This is a genomic window from Rhodococcus sp. BE178, from assembly GCF_050433545.1.
Lineage (GTDB): Bacteria > Actinomycetota > Actinomycetes > Mycobacteriales > Mycobacteriaceae > Prescottella.
This window is the reverse complement of the sequence record NZ_JBNPXA010000003.1, coordinates 20,787-38,780: the sequence shown is the minus strand read 5'-3', so window position 1 is coordinate 38,780 and position 17,994 is coordinate 20,787. Positions and strand designations below refer to the sequence as shown.

Below are 17,994 nucleotides of genomic sequence, written 5' to 3'. Positions count from 1 at the left end.
GCCCGGACCGGGATCTGGTGGATGCGCTGGTGCGTGTGGCGGGTACCGGTCAGCGCACGGCGGCCGCGGCCTTCTTCTCGGTGGGCTCGCCCTCGTTGGCCAGACGGCCCCCGGAGTTCTCGAGGTGGGCACGGACGAACCACTGGAACTTCTCCAGTTCCGCGGTCTGACCGATCAGCATGTCCTCGGTGATCGGGTCGATCTCGCCGACCTTCGCAATCGCCTTCCGATTGTGCTCGATCACGCCGGTGTACACGAGATCGAGAGCAGCGAGGTGCGCCTGGGCGCTGTCGCGCCCGACGGAGTAGTCGTCCCACGACCGGTCCTTCTCGATGGCGCCGGGCGTGCCCTGGGGGGAGGCACCCAACGCTGCGATCCGTTCGGCGACCGCGTCGGCGAAGCCGCGGACCAGGTCCACCTGCGGGTCGATCATCTCGTGGACGCCGATGAAGTTGGGGCCCACGACGTTCCAGTGGATGTGCTTGAGCGTCAGGTGGAGGTCGTTGTAGGCGCTGAGTCGATTCTGGAGCGTGTTCGCGACCGTGGCGCCCTGGTCTGCGGTCAGTCCGGGAACGGTGAAGTTCGTCATCGTCTGTCCTTTCGATCCTGTGTCCACACCTGCCGGCCGATTCGAACTCTTTGTCGGCCGAGCGATGTTGTCCTGTTCAACAGTACTACAAAATCTATGTCCTGCACGGTAGATAAGTTGACGCAGGTGGGGCGAGAATTTTCGAACCCTGGTCGGTGGGCGAGCGCGGTGTCAGGATCGACGCGTGGACGTCGAGGAAGTGGCCGACGAGCTGTACGGGCTGGATCCGTCCGTGTTCGTCGCGGCCCGCACCGGCCGTGTCGAACAGGCGAAGGCGAGGAAGGATCGTGACGCGGCCCGGGCGCTGGCGGCGTTGAGGAAGCCCACGACCGTCGGGTGGCTCGTGAACCTGCTGGCCCGCGAGTCGCCCGACGACGTCTCCGCGGTGCTGGCGCTCGGGGATGCGCTGCGACAGGCGCAGCGACGCCTCGACCCTACGGCGCTCCGCGAACTCTCCGATCAGCGGCAGCGGGTGGTGCGGGCGCTCGCGGAACGCGCGGGCCGGTTGGCTGCGGAGCGTGGCAGGGCGGTGGGCGAGGCGGCACTGCGAGAGGTCGCGCAGACGCTGCATGCCGCGATGGCGGACCCGGACCTGGCGCGCACCGTGGAGCGGGGACGGGTGCTCTGTGCCGCGAGGTACAGCGGTTTCGGGCCGGCCGTCCTGGAATCGGTGGGTCGCGGAGAGCGCTCGGCGGCGGGCGCCGCGGCGGCTCGGAAAGGCTCTGGCGCAGTGAGTCTCGGTGCGGACGCCCGGGAGGTCGCGCGGGCCGAGCTCACCGCCGCCCGCGCCTCGGCCGAGGCGGCGCGGGAGGCGACGGACGTCGCCGAGCGTGAGGTGTCCCGGCTCGATGCGGAAGCCGCGGAGATCGCGGACCGGATGGAGGTCCTGCGGCGCGACCTCGAACATCTGGAACAGCGCGACGCGTTCGTTCGGGAGTCGGCGCACGCGGCGAACGCGGCTGCGCGGTCGGCGCGAAGCGATCTCGAGCGTGCCCGCCGCTGGGAGTCGGAGGCGGAGGCGGCTGTCGAGGACGGCAACTGAGGTGCGTATTCTCGTATTCCAAGGAGTGATGGAATATGAGTGAGTCCGATGCGGACATGTACGACCAACTCGCACGCACAGCGAAGGCGATGGCGAACGGCAAGAGGCTGGCACTACTCGAGTTGATGGCGCAGGGCGAGCAGTCCGTCGAGACCCTCGCTCGGGGAGCGTCGCTCAAGGTGACGAGCGCGTCCTCGCACCTGCAGATCCTCAAGAGTGCCGGCCTGGTGCGCACGCGGCGCGAGGGCACCACGATCTTCTACCGGCTCGCCGGGCTCGACGTCGCGCGGCTGTACGTGTCGATGAAGGACGTCGGTGCGGCGCACCTGCCCGGACTCGCGCACAGCGAGGGGACCGAGTTCTCCGACGAGCTTGCGACGCAGATGCGTTCCGGATCCGTCGTCGTTCTCGACGTCCGGCCGCACGCGGAGTTCACGGCGGGACACCTGCCCGGCGCGGTATCCATCCCGCTCGACGAGCTCGGCGCGCGCGCCGATGAACTGCCGGTGAGGACGCACGTCGTCGTGTATTGCCGTGGTGAGCTGTGCGGAATGGCCCGCGCCGCCGCCGACCTCCTCCGGCAGCGGGGACTGAGCGCGGCCGCGTTGGACGAGGGCATCCTCGAATGGCGGGCCTCGGGCATCGAACTCGCCGGGACCGCCGGAGACGCCTCGTGACGGCGCAGCGGGCGCTCGTGACGCCGGACCTTGCCGCCAGTCAGCGCCGGATCCTCGCGGTCCTGGTCGCGGCGCAGATCCTCAGCGGTGCCGGCCTCGCCGCCGGGATCACCGTCGGCGCGCTGCTGGCCCAGGACATGTTGGGCGGCACCGGCCTCGCCGGTGTGCCGAGTGCCCTGTTCACGATCGGTTCCGCGGCCGCCGCGGTCTCCGTCGGCCGGATCTCGCAGCGCTTCGGCCGTCGACCCGGTCTCGCGCTCGGCTACGGTACCGGCGCGCTCGGCAGTGTGGGAGTGGTCGCGGCGGCGGTCGCCGACAATGTCGTGCTGTTGCTGATCTCGCTGTTCGTCTACGGCGCCGGAACGGCGACCAACCTGCAGGCGCGCTACGCCGGTGCCGACCTGGCCGCCCCGGCCCACCGGGGCCGCGCCGTGAGCACGGTGCTCGTGGCGACCACCGTCGGTGCGGTCGTCGGCCCGAACCTCGTGACGGTCATGGGTGATTTCGCCGAGGGGCTCGGAATCCCGGCACTCGCAGGACCGTTCATCCTGGCCGCAATCGCGTACGCAGCCGCCGGCGCGGTGCTGTGGGTGATGCTGCGCCCGGATCCGCTGTTGCTGGCGCGTGCCGCCGCCGACACTGCGGACCACGCGGCCGGCCCTGACATCGAACCGTCCTCGGCGCGCACGTGGAATCCGTCCGTCGTGCTGGGCACGACCGTCATGGTCGTCACGCAGCTGGTCATGGTCGGTGTCATGACGATGACCCCGATCCACATGCAGCATCACGGGCACGGAACCGGGGCCGCAGGCCTGGTCATCGCGATCCATGTCGCCGCGATGTACCTGCCCTCGCCACTGTCGGGGAGGCTCGCGGACCGGTTCGGCCCGCGGGTCGTGGCCGCCGCGGCCGCGGTGACGATGCTGGCCGCGGGTGTCACGGCCGCCGCCGCTCCGGTGCACTCGGTGCCGGCGCTCGCGGTCGCGCTGGCGCTGCTCGGGCTGGGCTGGAACTTCGGGCTCATCAGCGGCACGGCGATCATCACCGATGCGGTCCCGCTGGCGACACGTGCCCGCACGCAGGGCACCGTCGATCTGACGATCGCGATCGCCGGCGCGGGCGGCGGACTGTCGTCCGGTGTCATGGTCGCGGCCACCAGTTACGGCTGGCTGGCGCTGCTCGGGGCGGCGATCTCGTTGCTCATCGTCCCCGCGCTCGCCCTGCACGCGCGCCGGGTCTGACGAAACTGAAGGCGGCCGGCTCCGAAAGGAACCGGCCGCCTTCACGACGTGCGGGAGGTGCTAGATGCGCTCGTAGATGGTGGCGTTCGCGGTGCCGCCACCCTCACACATGGTCTGCAGGCCGAAGCGGCCGCCGGTGCGCTGCAGGTGGTGGACCAGCGTGGCGGCCAGACGCGCACCGGAGCCACCGAGCGGGTGGCCGAGCGCGATCGCGCCGCCGAGCGGGTTCATCTTGTCCATCGACGCGCCGGTCTCGAGCTGCCACGCCAGCGGCACCGAACCGAACGCCTCGTTGACCTCGAACGCGTCGATGTCGTCGATCGACAGACCGGCCTTCTTCAGCGCGAGCGCGGTGGCCGGGATGGGGCCGGTGAGCATCTTGACCGGGTCGTCGCCGGCGACGACGGCGGTGTGGATGCGAGCGAGCGGGGTCAGGCCCAGGGCCTTCGCCTTCTCGGACGTCATGACCAGCACGGCGGCCGCGCCGTCGGAGATCTGCGAGGCGCTGCCGGCGGTGATGACGCCGCCCTCGAGGAACGGGGACTTGAGCTGGCTGAGCTTCTCGGTGGTGGAGCGGCGGCGGATGCCCTCGTCGGCGGAGAAGACGGTGCCGTCCTCGAGGGTGACCGGGGCGATCTCCGCCTCGAACGCGCCGGCGTCCTGTGCGGCGGCGGCACGCTCGTGCGAGGCAACCGAGTACTCGTCGAGCTGCTCGCGGGAGATCCTCCACTCCTGCGCGATGAGCTCGGCGCCGACGCCCTGGTTGAAGCGGCCGTTGAAACCGGGTGCCTCGAGCTGGGCGGCGTAGCGAGTGCGGGCGGGACCTGCGGAGTCGCCGGTGCCCGGAACGTTCGAGGAGCCGAGCGGCACCGCGGTCATCATCTCCACGCCACCGGCAACGATGATGTCGGCCTGGCCCGAGATGACGGACGCGGCCGCCATCGAGATGGTCTGCTGCGACGAACCGCACTGGCGGTCGACGGTCAGGCCCGGCACCGACTCGGGCCAGCCGGCGCCGAGGACGGCCATGCGGCCGATGTTGCCGGTCTGCATGCCGACGCTGTTGACGTTGCCCCAGTAGACGTCGTCGACGATCGCCGGGTCGATGCCGGTGCGCTGGGCAATCGAGCGCAGGACGTGGGCGGACAGCTCCACCGCGTGCACGTCCGCGAGCGAGCCCTTCCGCTTGCCGATGGGGGTACGAACTGCCTCGACGATCACTGCGTCACGCATGGCGCCTCACTCTCGATGAAGTCGGTCGAATCTAAAGAGTTAAACGAATGTACTTCATCGGTGGTGCGGCCTCAGGAGCGGGCGGCGATTCCGGTGCCGGCCATCCGGCCCGCCAGTGCGAGCAGGTCCCGGTCCCGGCCGGGTGGACCCACCAGGGACAGGCCCACCGGCAGGCCACCCGGCGAGGTCACGGGCACGGTCACCGTGGGCAGTCCCGCGACGGCCGCAACTGCGACGAGCATCCCGGTGGTCCGAAGCTTCTCCGCGACAAGGACATTGCCGGGATCGTCGGCGGTCGACGGTGCCGGGGACGCCGCCGTCGGCATAACGAGGACACGGGCGCCCAGATAGTCGCGGACGGAGCGGCCCGCGGCGCCGAGTTCGTCGAGGCTGCGCCGATACGTGGATTCGGAGATCTTCGACGCCGCGAGGAAGTTCGCGCGGGCCTCGTCGCCGACCGACCCGACGGCCGTCGACACCCAGGCGCCGTGCTGCTGCCACGCCTCGTAGCCCTGCACGGTGGTCACGGCGTCGTACCAGTCGGGGAGTTCCGCGATGTCGAGGTCCTGCTCCGACAACGGCGGTAGCGCCGACCGCCTCCACGATGCGAGCGCCTCCCGGACCGCGGGTTGGACGTGCTCGTCGGCGACGGCGGTCACGCCGGGCGCCGTCACCGCGGCACCGAACGGACTCGCCGACGCCGGGGGGAGCAGCGCGTCGCCGACGGCGATCAGGGTCGTCGGGTCGGCGCACACCCAACCGACCCGATCGAGGGTCTTCGAGAGCGGCATCATGCCGAGTACCGAGACGGTGCCGTGCGTCGGGCCGAAACCCCACAGCCCTTGATAGGAGGCAGGGATCAGGACGGATCCGGTGGTGTCGGGGCCCAATCCGACGGACGCGCTGCCGAGCGCGACGGCGGTGGCCGCCCCCGAGGTCGCGCCTCCCGGAATGCGGCCGGACGCGGCGGGATTGGCCGGCGTCCCGTAGGCCGCGTTCACGCCGGAGTGGCCGAAGCCGAAGTCGACGGTCTGCGTGATTCCGGCAACGGCGGCGCCCTGCCCGAGCAGGCGGGAGATGCTGTCGGCGGTGGTCGTCTCGGTGGGCGCCAGCCCCAGCCATCGGGGATTGCCCGCGCCGACCCGCTGGCCCTCGACGGCGAACAGGTCGGTCACGGCGACCGTACGGCCCGCGAGCGGCCCGGAACCGCTACCTGCGATCAGCGGATCGCCCTGGAGTCGCCACGTCGCGGTGTCGGCGGGCTTGGTGTCCCCGCCGGGTAGTGGCGGCACGCCGGGGTCGCGGAGGTCGTCGCCACATCCCGCCAGCAGCGTCGCGCCGCCCACCGCGGCGCCGAGCGCGCCGGCCCGCAGGAACGAACGACGGTCGAGGCGAGGGGAGTTCGGTCCGGTCGGCACGCCGCTCACAGTAGCGACGCGCCGACCGGATCCGGACGGTTCGAGCCCCGTGTCAGGCGAGAACCTGGCGGAGGTACTCGTTGTCGAACGTTCGCGACGGGTCGTGCTTGTCGCGGACCGTGCAGAAATCGTCGAACCGGGCGTACGTGGGGCGCAGGTCGTCCGCGGTGCGGCTGTGCATCTTGCCCCAGTGCGGACGGCCGTCGACCGCGCGGGCGATCGCCTCCACCGCGTCGAAGTACTCGCGGTGATCGCGGCGGTGGTACTGGTGCACGGCGATGTAGGCGCTGTCGCGGCCGTTCGCGGTGGACATCCACACGTCGTCGCCGGGAGCGAAGCGGACCTCGACCGGGAACGCGATGTTGCAGTCGGACCGGTCGAGCCAGTTCGAGATCTCCCGGAGGGTGTCCTTCACGGCCTCCTGCGGCACCGCGTACTCCATCTCGCGGAACCGCACCCGGCGCGGCGACGCGAACACGCGGTAGCTGCGGTCGGTGAACTCGCGGGCCGACAGTGCCCGCGCGCTGACCTGGTTGACCTGCGGAATCGTGGCAGGGAACGCCGACGTCAGCCGGTTGACGCCCTCGAAGAGCGTGTTCGACATCAGCTCGTCGTCGATGAAGCCGCGGATGCGGCCCACGGGTTCGAGCGGCGTGTCGCCGGGCAGTCGTGTGTTCCGCTTCGTCAGAACGCGATTGGTGTGCGGGAACCAGTAGAACTCGAAGTGGTCGACGGTCTCGAGATCGTGCGCGAGTCCGTCGAGCGTCTCGTCGAGTCGCGCCGGTCCCTCGACGGCGCGCATCGCGTAGGCCTGGGTGACCGCGAGGTCGAGTTTGGTGATGATGCCGAACGCGCCGAGGCCGATTCGGGCGGCCTGGTAGAGCTCGGGGTTCTCGGCGTCGGAGCAATCCACGACCGACCCGTCCGCGAGCACGATCTGCAGTCCGCGGATCAGCGTCGCGAGCCCACCGAACCGCGCTCCCGTCCCGTGCGTGCCGGTCGAGAGCGCGCCGGCGATCGACTGGACGTCGATGTCACCGAGGTTGATCATCGCCAGCCCGCGCCCCCACAGCTGCTCGTTGAGGCTGCGCAGGCGAGTCCCGGCCATCACCGTCGCGACCGGACCCTCCGGCGTCGTGCGGACGGATTCGATGCCGGCGAGGTTGTCGAGGCTCACCAGAACGCCGTCGGTGACAGCAACTCCGGTGAACGAATGGCCCGCCCCCACGGCTTTGACGCGTAATCCCCGCTCGGTCGCATTCGCGACCAGCGTGCTCAGCTCGGCTACCGATCGCGGTGTTTCGAATCGGTGAGGTGTCGACGAGTGGGTCCCCGCCCAGTTGCGCCACGTGTCCTGTGCCATTCCCGTCACTATTCACCTGGACGAGCGTCCAGGCAAATGAGACACGTTTTTTCCGTTTCGGGTTTTACGATCGGGGGATGTTGAATCGGCTTCCAGCGGAAGAACGCCGCGCCCAACTCGTCGAAGCGGCGCTGTCCATCGCCGAACGCGGCGGGATCGCAGCGGTGACGATCCGTGCTGTCGCGGAGGAAGCGGGCGTCTCGCTCGGCGTGGTGCACTACTGCTTCGAGAGCAAGGAAGCCCTGGTCGCGGCCATGGCCGAGAGTCTGGTGCTGCAGCTGAGCGCCGGGATGCGCGAGTCGTTCGCGTCGGTGTGGGACTCGCAGGAGTTGAACGGTCTGCGGGATCTGCGCGAGGTGCTGCACACCGGGCTGACCGGGATGTGGCCGCTGGTCGAGGCCACCGCGGATCGCCAGTTGCTCACGTACGAGATCACCGCGTACGCGCTGCGCCACCGCGCGGCGGGCGCGCCGCTCGCCGGGAGTGTCGCGGACGAGCAGTACCGAACCATGGACATCGAGGCCACGGTGTTCCTTCAGGAGAGCGCCCGCAGGACCGGGACCACGTGGACCGAACCGGTCGAGGCGATCGCGCGGTTCGCCCTCGCCGTCATCGACGGCATCGTCCTGCGCTGGCTCGTCGACCGCGACAGCAATGCCATCGTCACCGAGCTCGACGATCTGGTGCGCATCGTCGCGAGCAAGGCGGTCGACGCGGACCCAGACCTGGACAATCGTTCAGGAGAGTGATCGACTGGTCCGAACGCCTACGACGAACGGACTGATGTGACTGCTGCGATCGACCGACTCACCGCTGCCACGGCTCATCTCGATCCGCCGCTGGCGGCTCTGGACCTCGCCACACTGCACACCAATGCCGCCGACCTGGTGCGGCGTGCCGCCGGCACCCCGGTCCGGGTTGCCAGCAAGTCGGTGCGGTGCCGTGCGGTGCTCGAGGTGGCGCTCGGCTCCGGGCTCACCGCGTCCGGAGGGTTCCGCGGCATCATGTCCTACTCGCTGCGCGAGGCGATGTGGCTCGCGCAGCGAGGCGCCGAGGACGTGCTGATGGGTTATCCCACCGCCGATCGCGCGGCGCTGGCCGAACTCGGCGCCGACCGCACGCTCCTCGACCGCATCACCCTGATGGTCGACGACATCGCGCAACTGGACCTCATCCGGTCGGCGGTCGGATCCGAGAGCGTCCGGCCGCGGGTGTGTCTCGACGTCGACGCGTCGTTGCGCCTCGGCCCGGCCCATCTCGGGGTGCGCCGGTCGCCGCTGCGGGAACCGGGGCAGGTGGCACGGCTGGCTCGGCTGGCGGCCGACCGCGGCTTCGCCGTCGTCGGGGTGATGTTCTACGAGGCGCAGATCGCGGGCCTGCCCGACAGCAGTTTCGCCGTGCGCATGGTGAAGAAGGCGTCGGCCGCCGAACTCGCCACGCGCAGAGGCGCAGTCGTGGACGCCGTCACCGAGGAAGTCGGGAAGCTCGAGATCGTCAACAGCGGCGGTACCGGCTCGCTCGAGGTCAGTTCGGCCGACTCGGTGGTCACCGAGGTCACCGCCGGATCGGGGCTGTACGTGCCGACGCTGTTCGACCGCTACCACTCGTTCACGCCGCGTCCGGCGCTGTTCTTCGCCCTGCCGGCGGTCCGCAAGCCGACGCCGAGGATCACGACGTTGTTCGGTGGCGGCTACATCGCGTCGGGTCCCGCCGGGAACACGCGCGTGCCGGCTCCGGTGTGGCCGCGCGGGTTGAAGCTGCTGCGCAACGAGGGCGCCGGCGAGGTCCAGACGCCCGTCACCGGCGCGGCGGCCGCCGAGTTGGCTGTGGGCGACCGGGTCTGGTTCCGCCACGCGAAGGCCGGCGAGCTGTGTGAGCGTTTCACCGAGGTGCACCTCGTCGACGCCGACGGCACGGCCACGTCCACACCCACCTACCGCGGCGAGGGCAAGTGCTTCGGGTGACCTCGGGTCACTCGCCCAGACGCGTGAACGCGCCCAGTTCGGTCAGCCCGGCAGGTGTCGTCGGAAGGTAGTGCGTGAGCAGCCGCGACCGCACGATCACCGCACACCACTTGCCGCGGGAGACCGCGACGTTGAGCCGGTTGCGGGACAACAGGAACGACATCCCGCGCGGCACGTCCTCGGCCGACGACGCCGTCATCGACACGAGCACCACGGCGGCCTCTCTGCCCTGGAACTTGTCGACCGTCCCGACGTGCACGTCGGCCAGTCCGGCGGCGGCCAGGTGCCGTCGGATCAGGCTCACCTGCGCGTTGTACGGCGCCACGACGAGGACGTCGGACTGTCCGAGCGGGCGGGTCCCGTCGAAGCCGGTCGGATCCGTCCACGCCCGGCCGAGCAGTGCCTGGATCCGCCGGACGACCTCGCGTGCCTCCTCGACGGATTCCGTTGCGTTGCCGCGGTGGTCGAGGACCGTGCTGTCCACGCCGGGCTCGACACCGGCGAGGTGGCGCGCGGTAGTGACCGGTTCCTCGGACTGCAGGCGCCCGCCGTACGACAGCGCCGACACCCGGGCGCACAGCGCCGGATGCATCCGCCAGGTGCGCGCCAGGAAGTAGCCGTGTTCCGGTGGCAGCGCGTCGTGGCCGGCGGCGAGCCAGCCCAGCGCCGACTCGTCCACCGGTTCGGGGTGGGTGCCCTGACTGACCTGCGGTAGCTGCTGCGGGTCGCCGAGGAGCAGAAGATTGCGGGCCGAAGCTCCCGCCGCCACGGTGTTCGCGAGCGCGAACTGTCCGGCTTCGTCGATCACCAGCAGGTCGAGACTGCGGGGTGGGATCCGCTCGGCGTGCGCGAAGTCCCAGGCGGTCCCGCCGACGACGCACCCGGTCGCCGCGGCGTCGTCGAGGAACTGCGGGTAGGCGTTCGCGGTGATCCCCGTCCACGCGCGGTCCTCCGCGCGGCCGTCCTTCTTCGCGACCATCCGGCCGTCGAGTCCCGCCGCGACCACCGCGTCGAGCATGTTCTCCACCACCGAATGCGACTGTGCCACCACGCCGATCCGCCAGCGGTGGTGTGTCACGAGGTGGGTGATCACGCGCGCGCCGGTGTGGGTCTTGCCGGTGCCGGGCGGGCCCTGCACCGCGAGGTACGAGTGGTCGAGGTCCAGCAGTGCCGAGACGATCGCGGCGGCGTGGTCACCGGCGCCGTCGGCCGTCGGCAGCCCCGCACCGCTCCGGGTACGCGGAGGGATCCGGCGCAGGACGTCGACGGCCGCGTCCGGCGGCATCGCCGGCAGCATCGCAGCCATCTGCTCGGCCGCTGCCCCGATCGCGGTCTCCATCCGCACCGTAGCGATCGGGTGACCGGGCGCCACGGCCATCGGCAGTGCCGTGTATTCGTCCGGACCGGTGAGCAATTCCTCCACGACGATGACGTCGTCGAAGTTCTCGTCGGCGCCGACCGACAGCACCACCGCCGTCGCTGTCCCGCGTTGCGTGGGGGTCGATCCGGTCATCGCCTTCGCCGGTAGCGGCGGGTCGTACAGGGTGAACGCCTCCGCACCGGGGACGACGGTGCTCCCGGTCCCGTACCGGCCCGTCAGCCGCAGATGGCGGCGCAGCTTCCGCTGACGAGGGGTGCTGCGGTGCCAGTCCTGCACCACCACGGCCTGGTCCACCTGCAGCACGTCGCGGGTGTCGGCCCACTCGTCGACCACCTGTGTCAGCCGGTCGAAATGCGCCCACCAGAACGGTTTACGTTCCCGCCGGTGGTAGCCGACGGCGGCTGCCATCAGTGCGGCGGCCTGCTGGTCGGCGCTGCGGGACCCGCGTGGTTCGTCGCCGGCGAACCGTCGCAGAGCCTGCTCGGTGAGGTCGACCTCGCCCTCGTCCGGGACGGGCGGAGGGTCCTCGCGTCGATGCGGCGACACGTCGTGGTCCGCCGCGATCGCGAGCAGCCAGTTGCGCAACTCACGGGTCGAAACGCAGTCGTACTCGTTGTAGTCGCCGATCCCGCGCAACAGCTCGGCGGCCTCCGGCCGCCCCTGGTCCCGGAGGTCGCAGTAATCGGCATATGCCACAACGGAATCGGCGGCGTTGGTGACGTCGCCGTCCCGCAAGCGGGTGCCCATGTAGAGCGGCTCGAGCTTCTTGATGCTGTACGACTGCGCCCCGACCCGCAGTGATGCCCGGACGATCGGATAGAGGTCCACGAGCACCCCGTCCCGCAGGAGTTGGTCGACGGCCTCCTCGCCGACTCCGTGCCGACCGGACAACCGCAGCAGCGCGGACTTCTCGTACGCCGCGTAGTGGTAGATGTGCAGGCCCGGGTGCGCGGCGCGGCGGGCGGCGACGTAGTCGAGGAAATCGATCAGCGCCCGACGCTCCTGCGCTCGATCGTGGGCCCAGAACGGCCGGAACACCGGATCTCCGGCGCCGGTGGGCGGCTCTTCGAGCACGCCGAACAGGTACTCGAGCCCCCACTGCGCCGATCCCGCCTCGGCCCACAGCGGGTCGCCCTCGAAGTCGAAGAAGATGTCGCCGGCGTCCGGGCGGGGCAGGCCGGCGAGGGCGGTCGGGTCGAAGACCTCGAAGGGGTGGCCGCCCTGCGCCTCCCGGCGCAGTTGGAGTGCGGCCTGCGAACGGAGGGCGGAGAGTGTTCGCGCCGACACGTCCGGGACCGGGTCGACTCGCTCCGCCAGGGCGTCGATGGTCGACACTCCCGCCGATACGAGGTGCTGGCGGGTGCTCGCGCGAATCCCCGCGACCAGCAGCAGATCTCGATGCGCCTCGACCTCGGCGGCGCAGGTCTCGCAACGCCCGCAGGACTGGCAGTTCGCGTCACCCCACGCGACCGGGACGCCCCGGGATCGGTGGTCGTCGAGGATGCGTTGCAGGCGTGCGCGGCGCGCGGTGTACACCGGGACGAGGTCGGCCAGCGCGTGCACCGAGTCGGAGCCGTCGCCCAGCAGGAGGTGTGCCCGCGGTGCCGGGCGCACACCGCCGGCCGCGAGGGCGTCGGCGTACGCAGCCAGTTGCAGCAGCGCGGGGACCTCGACATGGCGGGCCAGTTTGGTGTCGTACACCGCATACATGTCGCCGTCCGGCCCGTCCTCACGGACGAGGAAGTCGCTGAAGCCGAGGAACCGGCCGTCGAAGAACGTGCCCTGGTAGATCACCGGCGCCCCGGACCGGGCGGCCGCGACGGTCGCCCGGTGCGCGTCGTGCAGGCCGACCGTCGTGTACTCGGGCCGCGCGATGGTCTCGATCCGTCCGAGACGGCGCTCGAAGTCGTCCCGGACCCGTCGTTCGTGGGCCTCGCCGAGCAGGGAGGTCCGCTGCAGCATCGGATCGGCGGCCGAACCCGCCGCGGCCGGAGCGAATCCGAGCAGCCCGTCGAGGCGGCGCAGCAGAGCGAACTCGCACGTCGCGGCGAGCGTCAGATCGCCGGTGCTGTAGACCACCACATCGTCGAGCAGGAACATCGCGCCCCTTTCCCGGTCGGTTCGGGCCGATTGTGCCATCGGGCGGCGACAACCAGGGGAGGGCTCGCGGCCGCCGCAGCGTCCCCCACCACAATGGAGCCATGCCGTTCTTCACCGGGGCGACCGGACAGATCCACTACCGTCGCTGGACCGTCGATCAACCGCGCGCCGTCGTGGTGTTCCTGCACGGGATGGGCCAGCACACCGGGCACTATCACCGGTTCGCCGCCGGACTCGCCCGGCACGACATCGAGATGTGGGGGATCGACCAGGCCGGGCACGGGCTGTCGGAAGGCACTCCCGGTGTGCCCGGCGCGTTGGGGGATCTCGCGGACGACGCGGCCCTCCTCGCGACGACGGCGGCACAGGCGTGTCCCGGGGTGCCGCAGGTACTGATGGGCCACTCGCTGGGCGCGGCCGTGTCGATCACGCTGCTGCGGCGCGGACCGGAGCGGTTCGCGGCAGCCGTCCTCTGTGGAACACCCAAATCCGTTGTGCAGCACGCCGAGACATCGGACTTCGCGAGACCGGATCTTCCGGTGCTCGCGATCCACGGCGTCGACGACCGGTTGGCGCCGATCGACGGGGTGCGCGCGTGGACGTCCGGCCTGCCGGGAGTGACCGTGCGGGAGTACCCCGACACCGGCCACGACCTGCTGCACGAAAAGATCCACCGGGCAGTCACGAACGATGTCGCCGCCTTCGTGCTCGACGCTACGGTGTGCTGATGGAATACACGCGTCTGCTGTCCGCTCTGCGCGACGAGGGTGAGACACTGGCTGCGACGCCGGTCGTTGCGCTGTCCGAACCTGTTCCCACGGTGCCGGACTGGACCGTCGAACACGTCGTACGACACACCGGCAAGATCCACCAGTGGGTGGTCGCCGCGTTGCAGGCCCCGCCGGAGGCATCGGTGTCGGAGATCCGTCGCTCCGGCGACATGCCCCGAGGGCCGGAATGTCTTGCCGCCTACAGGGTTGCGCTCGAGGCGCTACTCGACGAGTTCACCCGACTCGACCCCGGGAAGCAGGTTCCGACGATGGTCGGCCCCGGCACCGTGGCGTGGTGGCTCCGCCGGCAGACGCACGAGGTCTCCGTGCACCGGATGGACGTGTCCGACACGCTGCAGGCTGCCGGGGGTCCCAAGGTCGCCGAGCTGGATCCGGAGATCGCGGCCGACGGCGTCGACGAATGGGTGGACGTGTTCCTGGGCCGCCTCGCCGCCGGCGGCCGGCTGCCGGACTCGCTCGCCGGGCGCACCATCCACCTCCACGGCACCGACACCGACGCCGCGGAGTGGCATCTCGCGTTCGCACCGGGAACGGTGGAGGTTACTCGCGAGCATCGCAAAGCCGATGTGGCGCTGCGTGGTCCGGCGCAGGACCTGCTGCTCACGCTGTGGCGGCGCCGCCCCCTGGTGGGCCTCGACGTGATCGGCGATTCCGCGGTGGCGCGGGCGCTGCTGGGCTCGGCGGCCCTGTAGCGACGCGGGCAAATCCACCGACACTGACGACGGTCCGGGCCCGGGTGCGGTGTCGCACCCGGGCCCGGACGTGAACAACTAGGAGTAGATCGCCTCGATCGCGACCGCGTGCTCCTGGTGGATGATGTTGCGCTTGAGCTTGAGCGTCGGGGTCAGCTCGCCCGAATCGACCGTGAAGTCGACCTCGAGGATGCGGTACTTCTTGATCTGCTCCGGGTTGGAGACCTTCTTGTTGCCCTCGGAGACCGCGGCGTCGATCTCGGCGACGAGGTCGGCATGCTTGACGAGTTCCGAGATCGGGGTGTCGGCAGGCAGGCCGTTGCGTTCCTTCCAGCCGGGTAGCGCCTCCGGGTCGAGCGTGATGAGGGCGCCGATGAACGGCTTCGCGTCGCCGACGACGAGGCACTGGCTGATGAGCGCGTGCGCGCGGAGGGCGTCTTCGAGCACGGCCGGGGCGACATTCTTGCCGCCGGCGGTCACGATGATCTCCTTCTTGCGCCCGGTGATCGACACGTACCCCTCGGCGTCGATGGACCCGAGGTCACCGGTGTGGAACCAGCCGTCGCGGATGGAATCGGCAGTGGCCTGGTCGTTGTGCCAGTAACCGTCGAACACGACCGGGCCGCGGACCAGGAGTTCGCCGTCCTCGGCGATCTTCGCGGCGTGACCGTTGATCGGCTTGCCGACGGTCCCCACCTTCTGGTCGCGGATGGTGTTGACCGTGACGGCAGCGCTGGTTTCGGTGAGGCCGTAGCCCTCGTAGACCGGAACGCCGATCCCGCGGAAGAAGTGACCCAGGCGCGCGCCGAGCGCGGCACCGCCCGAGACTGCACGGTCGCATTCACCGCCGAGCGCGGCGCGCAGCTTGGCGTAGACCAGCTTGTCGAACAGTGCGTGCCGCAGGCGCAGGCCGAGTCCGGGGCTGCCCTGCTCCTGCGCCTCGCTCCACGCGATTGCGGTCTCGGCGGCCTTCGCGAAGATCTTGCCCTTGCCGCCGTCCTCGGCCTTCTGCTTGGCCGAGTTGTAGACCTTCTCGAACACGCGGGGGACCGAGAGGATGAAGTTGGGCTTGAAGATCGCGAACTGGTCGATGAGTGTCGTCAGGTCGGCGGTGTGCGCGACGGTGACCTTGGCGTCGAACGCGCCGAACGAGATCGCGCGCGCGAACACGTGGGCCAGCGGCAGGAACATCAGGGTGCGATTGCCCTCCTGCAACGCGTCACCCAACGCAATCCTCACCGCGGCCGACTCGGCGTAGAAGTTCGAGTGGGTGAGCTGCACGCCCTTGGGCCGTCCGGTGGTGCCGGAGGTGTAGATGAGGGTTGCGGGCGAAGACGCGCGCACCTGCTGTCGACGCTCGTGCAGTTCGTCGTCGCTGATACCGGCGCCGCGGGTGATGAGCTCGTCGAGGGCTCCGGCCTCGATCTGCAGGACCTCGCGCAGCGCGGGGGCGGCCTCGGCGACGTCTTTCACGGTCTCGGCGTGCGTCGACGTCTCGACGATGAGTAAGGACGTGGCCGAGTCCTCGAGGATCCACTGCGCCTGGTCGGAGGACGACGTCTCGTAGATCGCGACCGTGCATCCGCCGGCGGTCCAGATGGCGTAATCGAGAACGGCCCACTCGTAGCGTGTGGCCGAGAGGATTGCGACGCGGTCGCCGAGTTCCACGCCGGACGCGATCAGGCCCTTCGCGATGGCCTTGACCTCGCCGGCGAACTGGGCCGCGGTGACGTCGACCCATCCACCGTTGCCCGGCTTCTTGAAGGGCACGAGATTCGGACACTCCGCTTCGTACCGGAACACAGTGTCGGCCATGGACGCGTCTTCCGGAATGGTGAACGACTGTGGAACCGAATACTCACGCACTTTGACCCCTCCGAGAAATGACATGATGGATGTGCATTGCATCACATTCAGGGTCTCTTTGCACTAAGTCTCGAGTCCGGTTTGCGCATTTCGGCTGTCGACCTGCGGAAATAAATGTAACCGTATGTAATGCTAACTTTCTCCAGGTAGGGGGCTGTGCGAGTCACGCAACGGGATGAAAGTGGTCCTCGCGCGTGCATCGCCACCGCCGGACCGCGTGCTCGAGCGCGGCTGCCGGGACACCGAGGCGATCGGCGGCCGCGGCGAGGATTTCGGTCGGCGGAGCCGAGGGTGCGGGATCGCCGGGGGTGTCCGCGAGTGCAGACCGCACGAACTCGTCGGTGGCCGTGGCGGTGCCGGGCGAACCGGGTGCACCCGTCAGGGTCATCAGGTGCTGCCACATCGCGTCGTCGGGTCCGCCGCAGCACTCGTCCCACGCGGCTCGCAGGTCGCTGCGGGTGCGGTCGTCGCGGGTGGCGCCCACCAGGTCGCCGACCGAGTCGATGTGCAGGGCGTACAGGCGTTCGGCGGTGCGCTGGATCTCGGCGGCGCGCAACGGGGCGGCGTTCTCGGAGTAGCGGCGCTTGTAGTTGCCGATCTTCCCGGCCCACTGATCGGAACTGCCCACTTCCTCGAACGTGCGCAGAAGTTCACGAGCGCCGTCGGTGACCCGGCCCGGAACGTGGGCCTGCCGGTACGCGCGGTATCGGTCGACCACGGTTCCGGCGTCGGCGTACCGATCGCCGGCTGCCTGGACCGACTCGATGATGCAGAGTGCGAGGCTGTCCCGATACTCGTCGGGCGGCACCCAGCCGGCCGGGTCGCCGAGTCTGTCGCGGCAGGCCTGGACCACCGTCTGCACTTGCTGTTCCGAGACGCTCACGAATCCTCCCTCGCTGCGCAGGGCCTGACGAGACGTGTATCGGTGCTGCGGCGCCGAATGTTGCACCGGTCACGTCCGGGGCTCGCCGGCGCGGGCGAGCAGCTCGGTGACCTCGCGGTCGTCCAGCTGGTGGAAGTCGACGTATGCGCCGCCCACGCCACCGAGATTCACGGGCGTGAATGGGCACACCACCTCGTCCGCGGTGACTCGCAGCCGCGAGACTGCCTCCGGCGATGCCACCGGTATCGCGACGACGATCCTGGTCGCCCCCGCGGCACGTGCAACCTGACAGGCGACCGCTGCGGTGGCGCCGGTCGCCATGCCGTCGTCGACGAGTACGACGGTCCGTCCCGTCAGCGGTGTGCGTGCCCGCCCGCCGCGCAGGGCATCGGCGCGTCGCGCCAGTTCCTGCCGCTCCTTCGTGCGGACGGACTCGAGGGCCTGGCGCGTCACGCCTCCGCGATGGATCACGTCGTCGTTGAGGACCTCCGCATCCCCCTCGCCGATCGCTCCCATCGCGAGTTCCGGCTGCCACGGCACGCCGAGCTTGCGGACCAGGATGACATCGAGGGGAGCGCGGAGAGCCTGGGCGACCTCGTATGCCACCGGTACGCCGCCGCGGGGGAGTCCCAGAACCACCGGATCGGACCCGCGCAGATGGCTCAGCGACTTGGCCAGTGCCCGTCCGGCTCCGGCACGCGTCGCATAGTGCATGACGTGCTCCGTCGAAGAGATTCGATCTCGATTTCGACGA

Annotated in this window: 15 protein-coding genes; 7 read left to right on the top strand and 8 right to left on the bottom strand. The window is 70.2% G+C overall.

Features of this window, described 5'->3' with window-relative positions:
• Positions 1-49 precede the first annotated feature (49 nt).
• Entirely contained in the window at positions 50-589 is a 540-nt protein-coding gene (locus J2X34_RS07125; protein ID WP_174909182.1) for a Dps family protein, read from the bottom strand.
• A gap of 184 nt (positions 590-773) precedes the next feature.
• On the opposite strand from J2X34_RS07125, the gene J2X34_RS07120 reads away from it, so the two are divergent.
• Genes J2X34_RS07120 through J2X34_RS07110 form a run of 3 tightly spaced genes read left to right on the top strand, consistent with a single transcriptional unit; the run spans position 774 to position 3,549 of the window.
• The gene (locus J2X34_RS07120; protein ID WP_429516445.1) at positions 774-1,631 is read left to right on the top strand and encodes a hypothetical protein; all 858 of its coding nucleotides are present in this window, start codon (positions 774-776) and stop codon (positions 1,629-1,631) included.
• A 35-nt stretch (positions 1,632-1,666) separates the two neighbouring features.
• The gene (locus J2X34_RS07115; RefSeq protein WP_429516444.1) at positions 1,667-2,308 is read left to right on the top strand and encodes an ArsR/SmtB family transcription factor; all 642 of its coding nucleotides are present in this window, start codon (positions 1,667-1,669) and stop codon (positions 2,306-2,308) included.
• The gene (locus J2X34_RS07110; protein WP_429516443.1) at positions 2,305-3,549 is read left to right on the top strand and encodes an MFS transporter; all 1,245 of its coding nucleotides are present in this window, start codon (positions 2,305-2,307) and stop codon (positions 3,547-3,549) included. Before J2X34_RS07115 ends, J2X34_RS07110 begins: the two co-directional genes overlap by 4 nt.
• A 60-nt stretch (positions 3,550-3,609) precedes the next feature.
• Here J2X34_RS07110 and J2X34_RS07105 read toward each other — a convergent pair whose 3' ends face one another.
• The 3 genes from J2X34_RS07105 to J2X34_RS07095 all read right to left on the bottom strand — a co-directional run bounded on the left by J2X34_RS07105 (position 3,610) and on the right by J2X34_RS07095 (position 7,563).
• Positions 3,610-4,782: a thiolase family protein gene (locus J2X34_RS07105; RefSeq protein ID WP_429516442.1), complete on the bottom strand. Its 1,173-nt coding sequence runs from the start codon at positions 4,780-4,782 to the stop codon at positions 3,610-3,612.
• 71 nt (positions 4,783-4,853) lie between these two features.
• The gene (locus J2X34_RS07100; protein ID WP_114718583.1) at positions 4,854-6,200 is read right to left on the bottom strand and encodes an amidase family protein; all 1,347 of its coding nucleotides are present in this window, start codon (positions 6,198-6,200) and stop codon (positions 4,854-4,856) included.
• Between the two features lie 52 nt (positions 6,201-6,252).
• Positions 6,253-7,563, bottom strand: a complete 1,311-nt coding sequence (locus J2X34_RS07095; protein WP_114718494.1) for a D-arabinono-1,4-lactone oxidase — start codon at positions 7,561-7,563, stop codon at positions 6,253-6,255.
• Between the two features lie 77 nt (positions 7,564-7,640).
• Here J2X34_RS07095 and J2X34_RS07090 point away from each other — a divergent pair, with 77 nt between their 5' ends.
• Entirely contained in the window at positions 7,641-8,312 is a 672-nt protein-coding gene (locus J2X34_RS07090; protein WP_114718495.1) for a TetR/AcrR family transcriptional regulator, read from the top strand.
• Between the two features lie 36 nt (positions 8,313-8,348).
• Complete coding sequence (locus J2X34_RS07085; RefSeq protein ID WP_114718496.1) at positions 8,349-9,527, top strand: amino acid deaminase/aldolase; 1,179 nt, start codon at positions 8,349-8,351, stop codon at positions 9,525-9,527.
• 7 nt (positions 9,528-9,534) lie between these two features.
• Here the strand turns inward: J2X34_RS07085 and J2X34_RS07080 are convergent, their stop codons facing one another.
• On the bottom strand, positions 9,535-13,008 hold the full coding sequence (locus J2X34_RS07080) for a TM0106 family RecB-like putative nuclease (RefSeq protein ID WP_429516441.1): 3,474 nt from the start codon (positions 13,006-13,008) through the stop codon (positions 9,535-9,537).
• Between the two features lie 101 nt (positions 13,009-13,109).
• On the opposite strand from J2X34_RS07080, the gene J2X34_RS07075 reads away from it, so the two are divergent.
• Both J2X34_RS07075 and J2X34_RS07070 read left to right on the top strand, forming a co-directional pair.
• Positions 13,110-13,736 (top strand): alpha/beta hydrolase, encoded by a 627-nt coding sequence (locus tag J2X34_RS07075; RefSeq protein WP_429516440.1) that lies wholly within the window; start codon positions 13,110-13,112, stop codon positions 13,734-13,736.
• Positions 13,736-14,491 carry a maleylpyruvate isomerase N-terminal domain-containing protein gene (locus tag J2X34_RS07070; RefSeq protein ID WP_114718584.1) on the top strand — a complete coding sequence of 252 codons (756 nt, stop codon included), beginning with the start codon at positions 13,736-13,738 and terminating at the stop codon, positions 14,489-14,491. The genes J2X34_RS07075 and J2X34_RS07070 overlap by 1 nt, the downstream gene beginning before the upstream one ends.
• A gap of 78 nt (positions 14,492-14,569) precedes the next feature.
• Here the strand turns inward: J2X34_RS07070 and J2X34_RS07065 are convergent, their stop codons facing one another.
• The 3 genes from J2X34_RS07065 to J2X34_RS07055 all read right to left on the bottom strand — a co-directional run bounded on the left by J2X34_RS07065 (position 14,570) and on the right by J2X34_RS07055 (position 17,954).
• Entirely contained in the window at positions 14,570-16,357 is a 1,788-nt protein-coding gene (locus tag J2X34_RS07065; RefSeq protein ID WP_114718499.1) for an AMP-dependent synthetase/ligase, read from the bottom strand.
• Positions 16,358-16,520: 163 nt separating this feature from the next.
• A complete protein-coding gene (locus J2X34_RS07060; protein WP_114718500.1) occupies positions 16,521-17,240 on the bottom strand; it encodes a heme peroxidase in 720 nt (239 codons plus the stop codon).
• A 69-nt stretch (positions 17,241-17,309) separates the two neighbouring features.
• Positions 17,310-17,954: a phosphoribosyltransferase gene (locus tag J2X34_RS07055; RefSeq protein WP_114718501.1), complete on the bottom strand. Its 645-nt coding sequence runs from the start codon at positions 17,952-17,954 to the stop codon at positions 17,310-17,312.
• Positions 17,955-17,994: the final 40 nt, after the last annotated feature.

Coding starts and splice junctions, on each gene's coding strand:
- J2X34_RS07125 (WP_174909182.1), bottom strand. CDS start 589: ATGACGAACTTCACCGTTCCCGGACTGACCGCAGACCAGGGCGCCACG.
- J2X34_RS07115 (WP_429516444.1), top strand. CDS start 1,667: ATGAGTGAGTCCGATGCGGACATGTACGACCAACTCGCACGCACAGCG.
- J2X34_RS07105 (WP_429516442.1), bottom strand. CDS start 4,782: ATGCGTGACGCAGTGATCGTCGAGGCAGTTCGTACCCCCATCGGCAAG.
- J2X34_RS07095 (WP_114718494.1), bottom strand. CDS start 7,563: ATGGCACAGGACACGTGGCGCAACTGGGCGGGGACCCACTCGTCGACA.
- J2X34_RS07090 (WP_114718495.1), top strand. CDS start 7,641: ATGTTGAATCGGCTTCCAGCGGAAGAACGCCGCGCCCAACTCGTCGAA.
- J2X34_RS07080 (WP_429516441.1), bottom strand. CDS start 13,008: ATGTTCCTGCTCGACGATGTGGTGGTCTACAGCACCGGCGATCTGACG.
- J2X34_RS07075 (WP_429516440.1), top strand. CDS start 13,110: ATGCCGTTCTTCACCGGGGCGACCGGACAGATCCACTACCGTCGCTGG.
- J2X34_RS07070 (WP_114718584.1), top strand. CDS start 13,736: ATGGAATACACGCGTCTGCTGTCCGCTCTGCGCGACGAGGGTGAGACA.
- J2X34_RS07055 (WP_114718501.1), bottom strand. CDS start 17,954: ATGCACTATGCGACGCGTGCCGGAGCCGGACGGGCACTGGCCAAGTCG.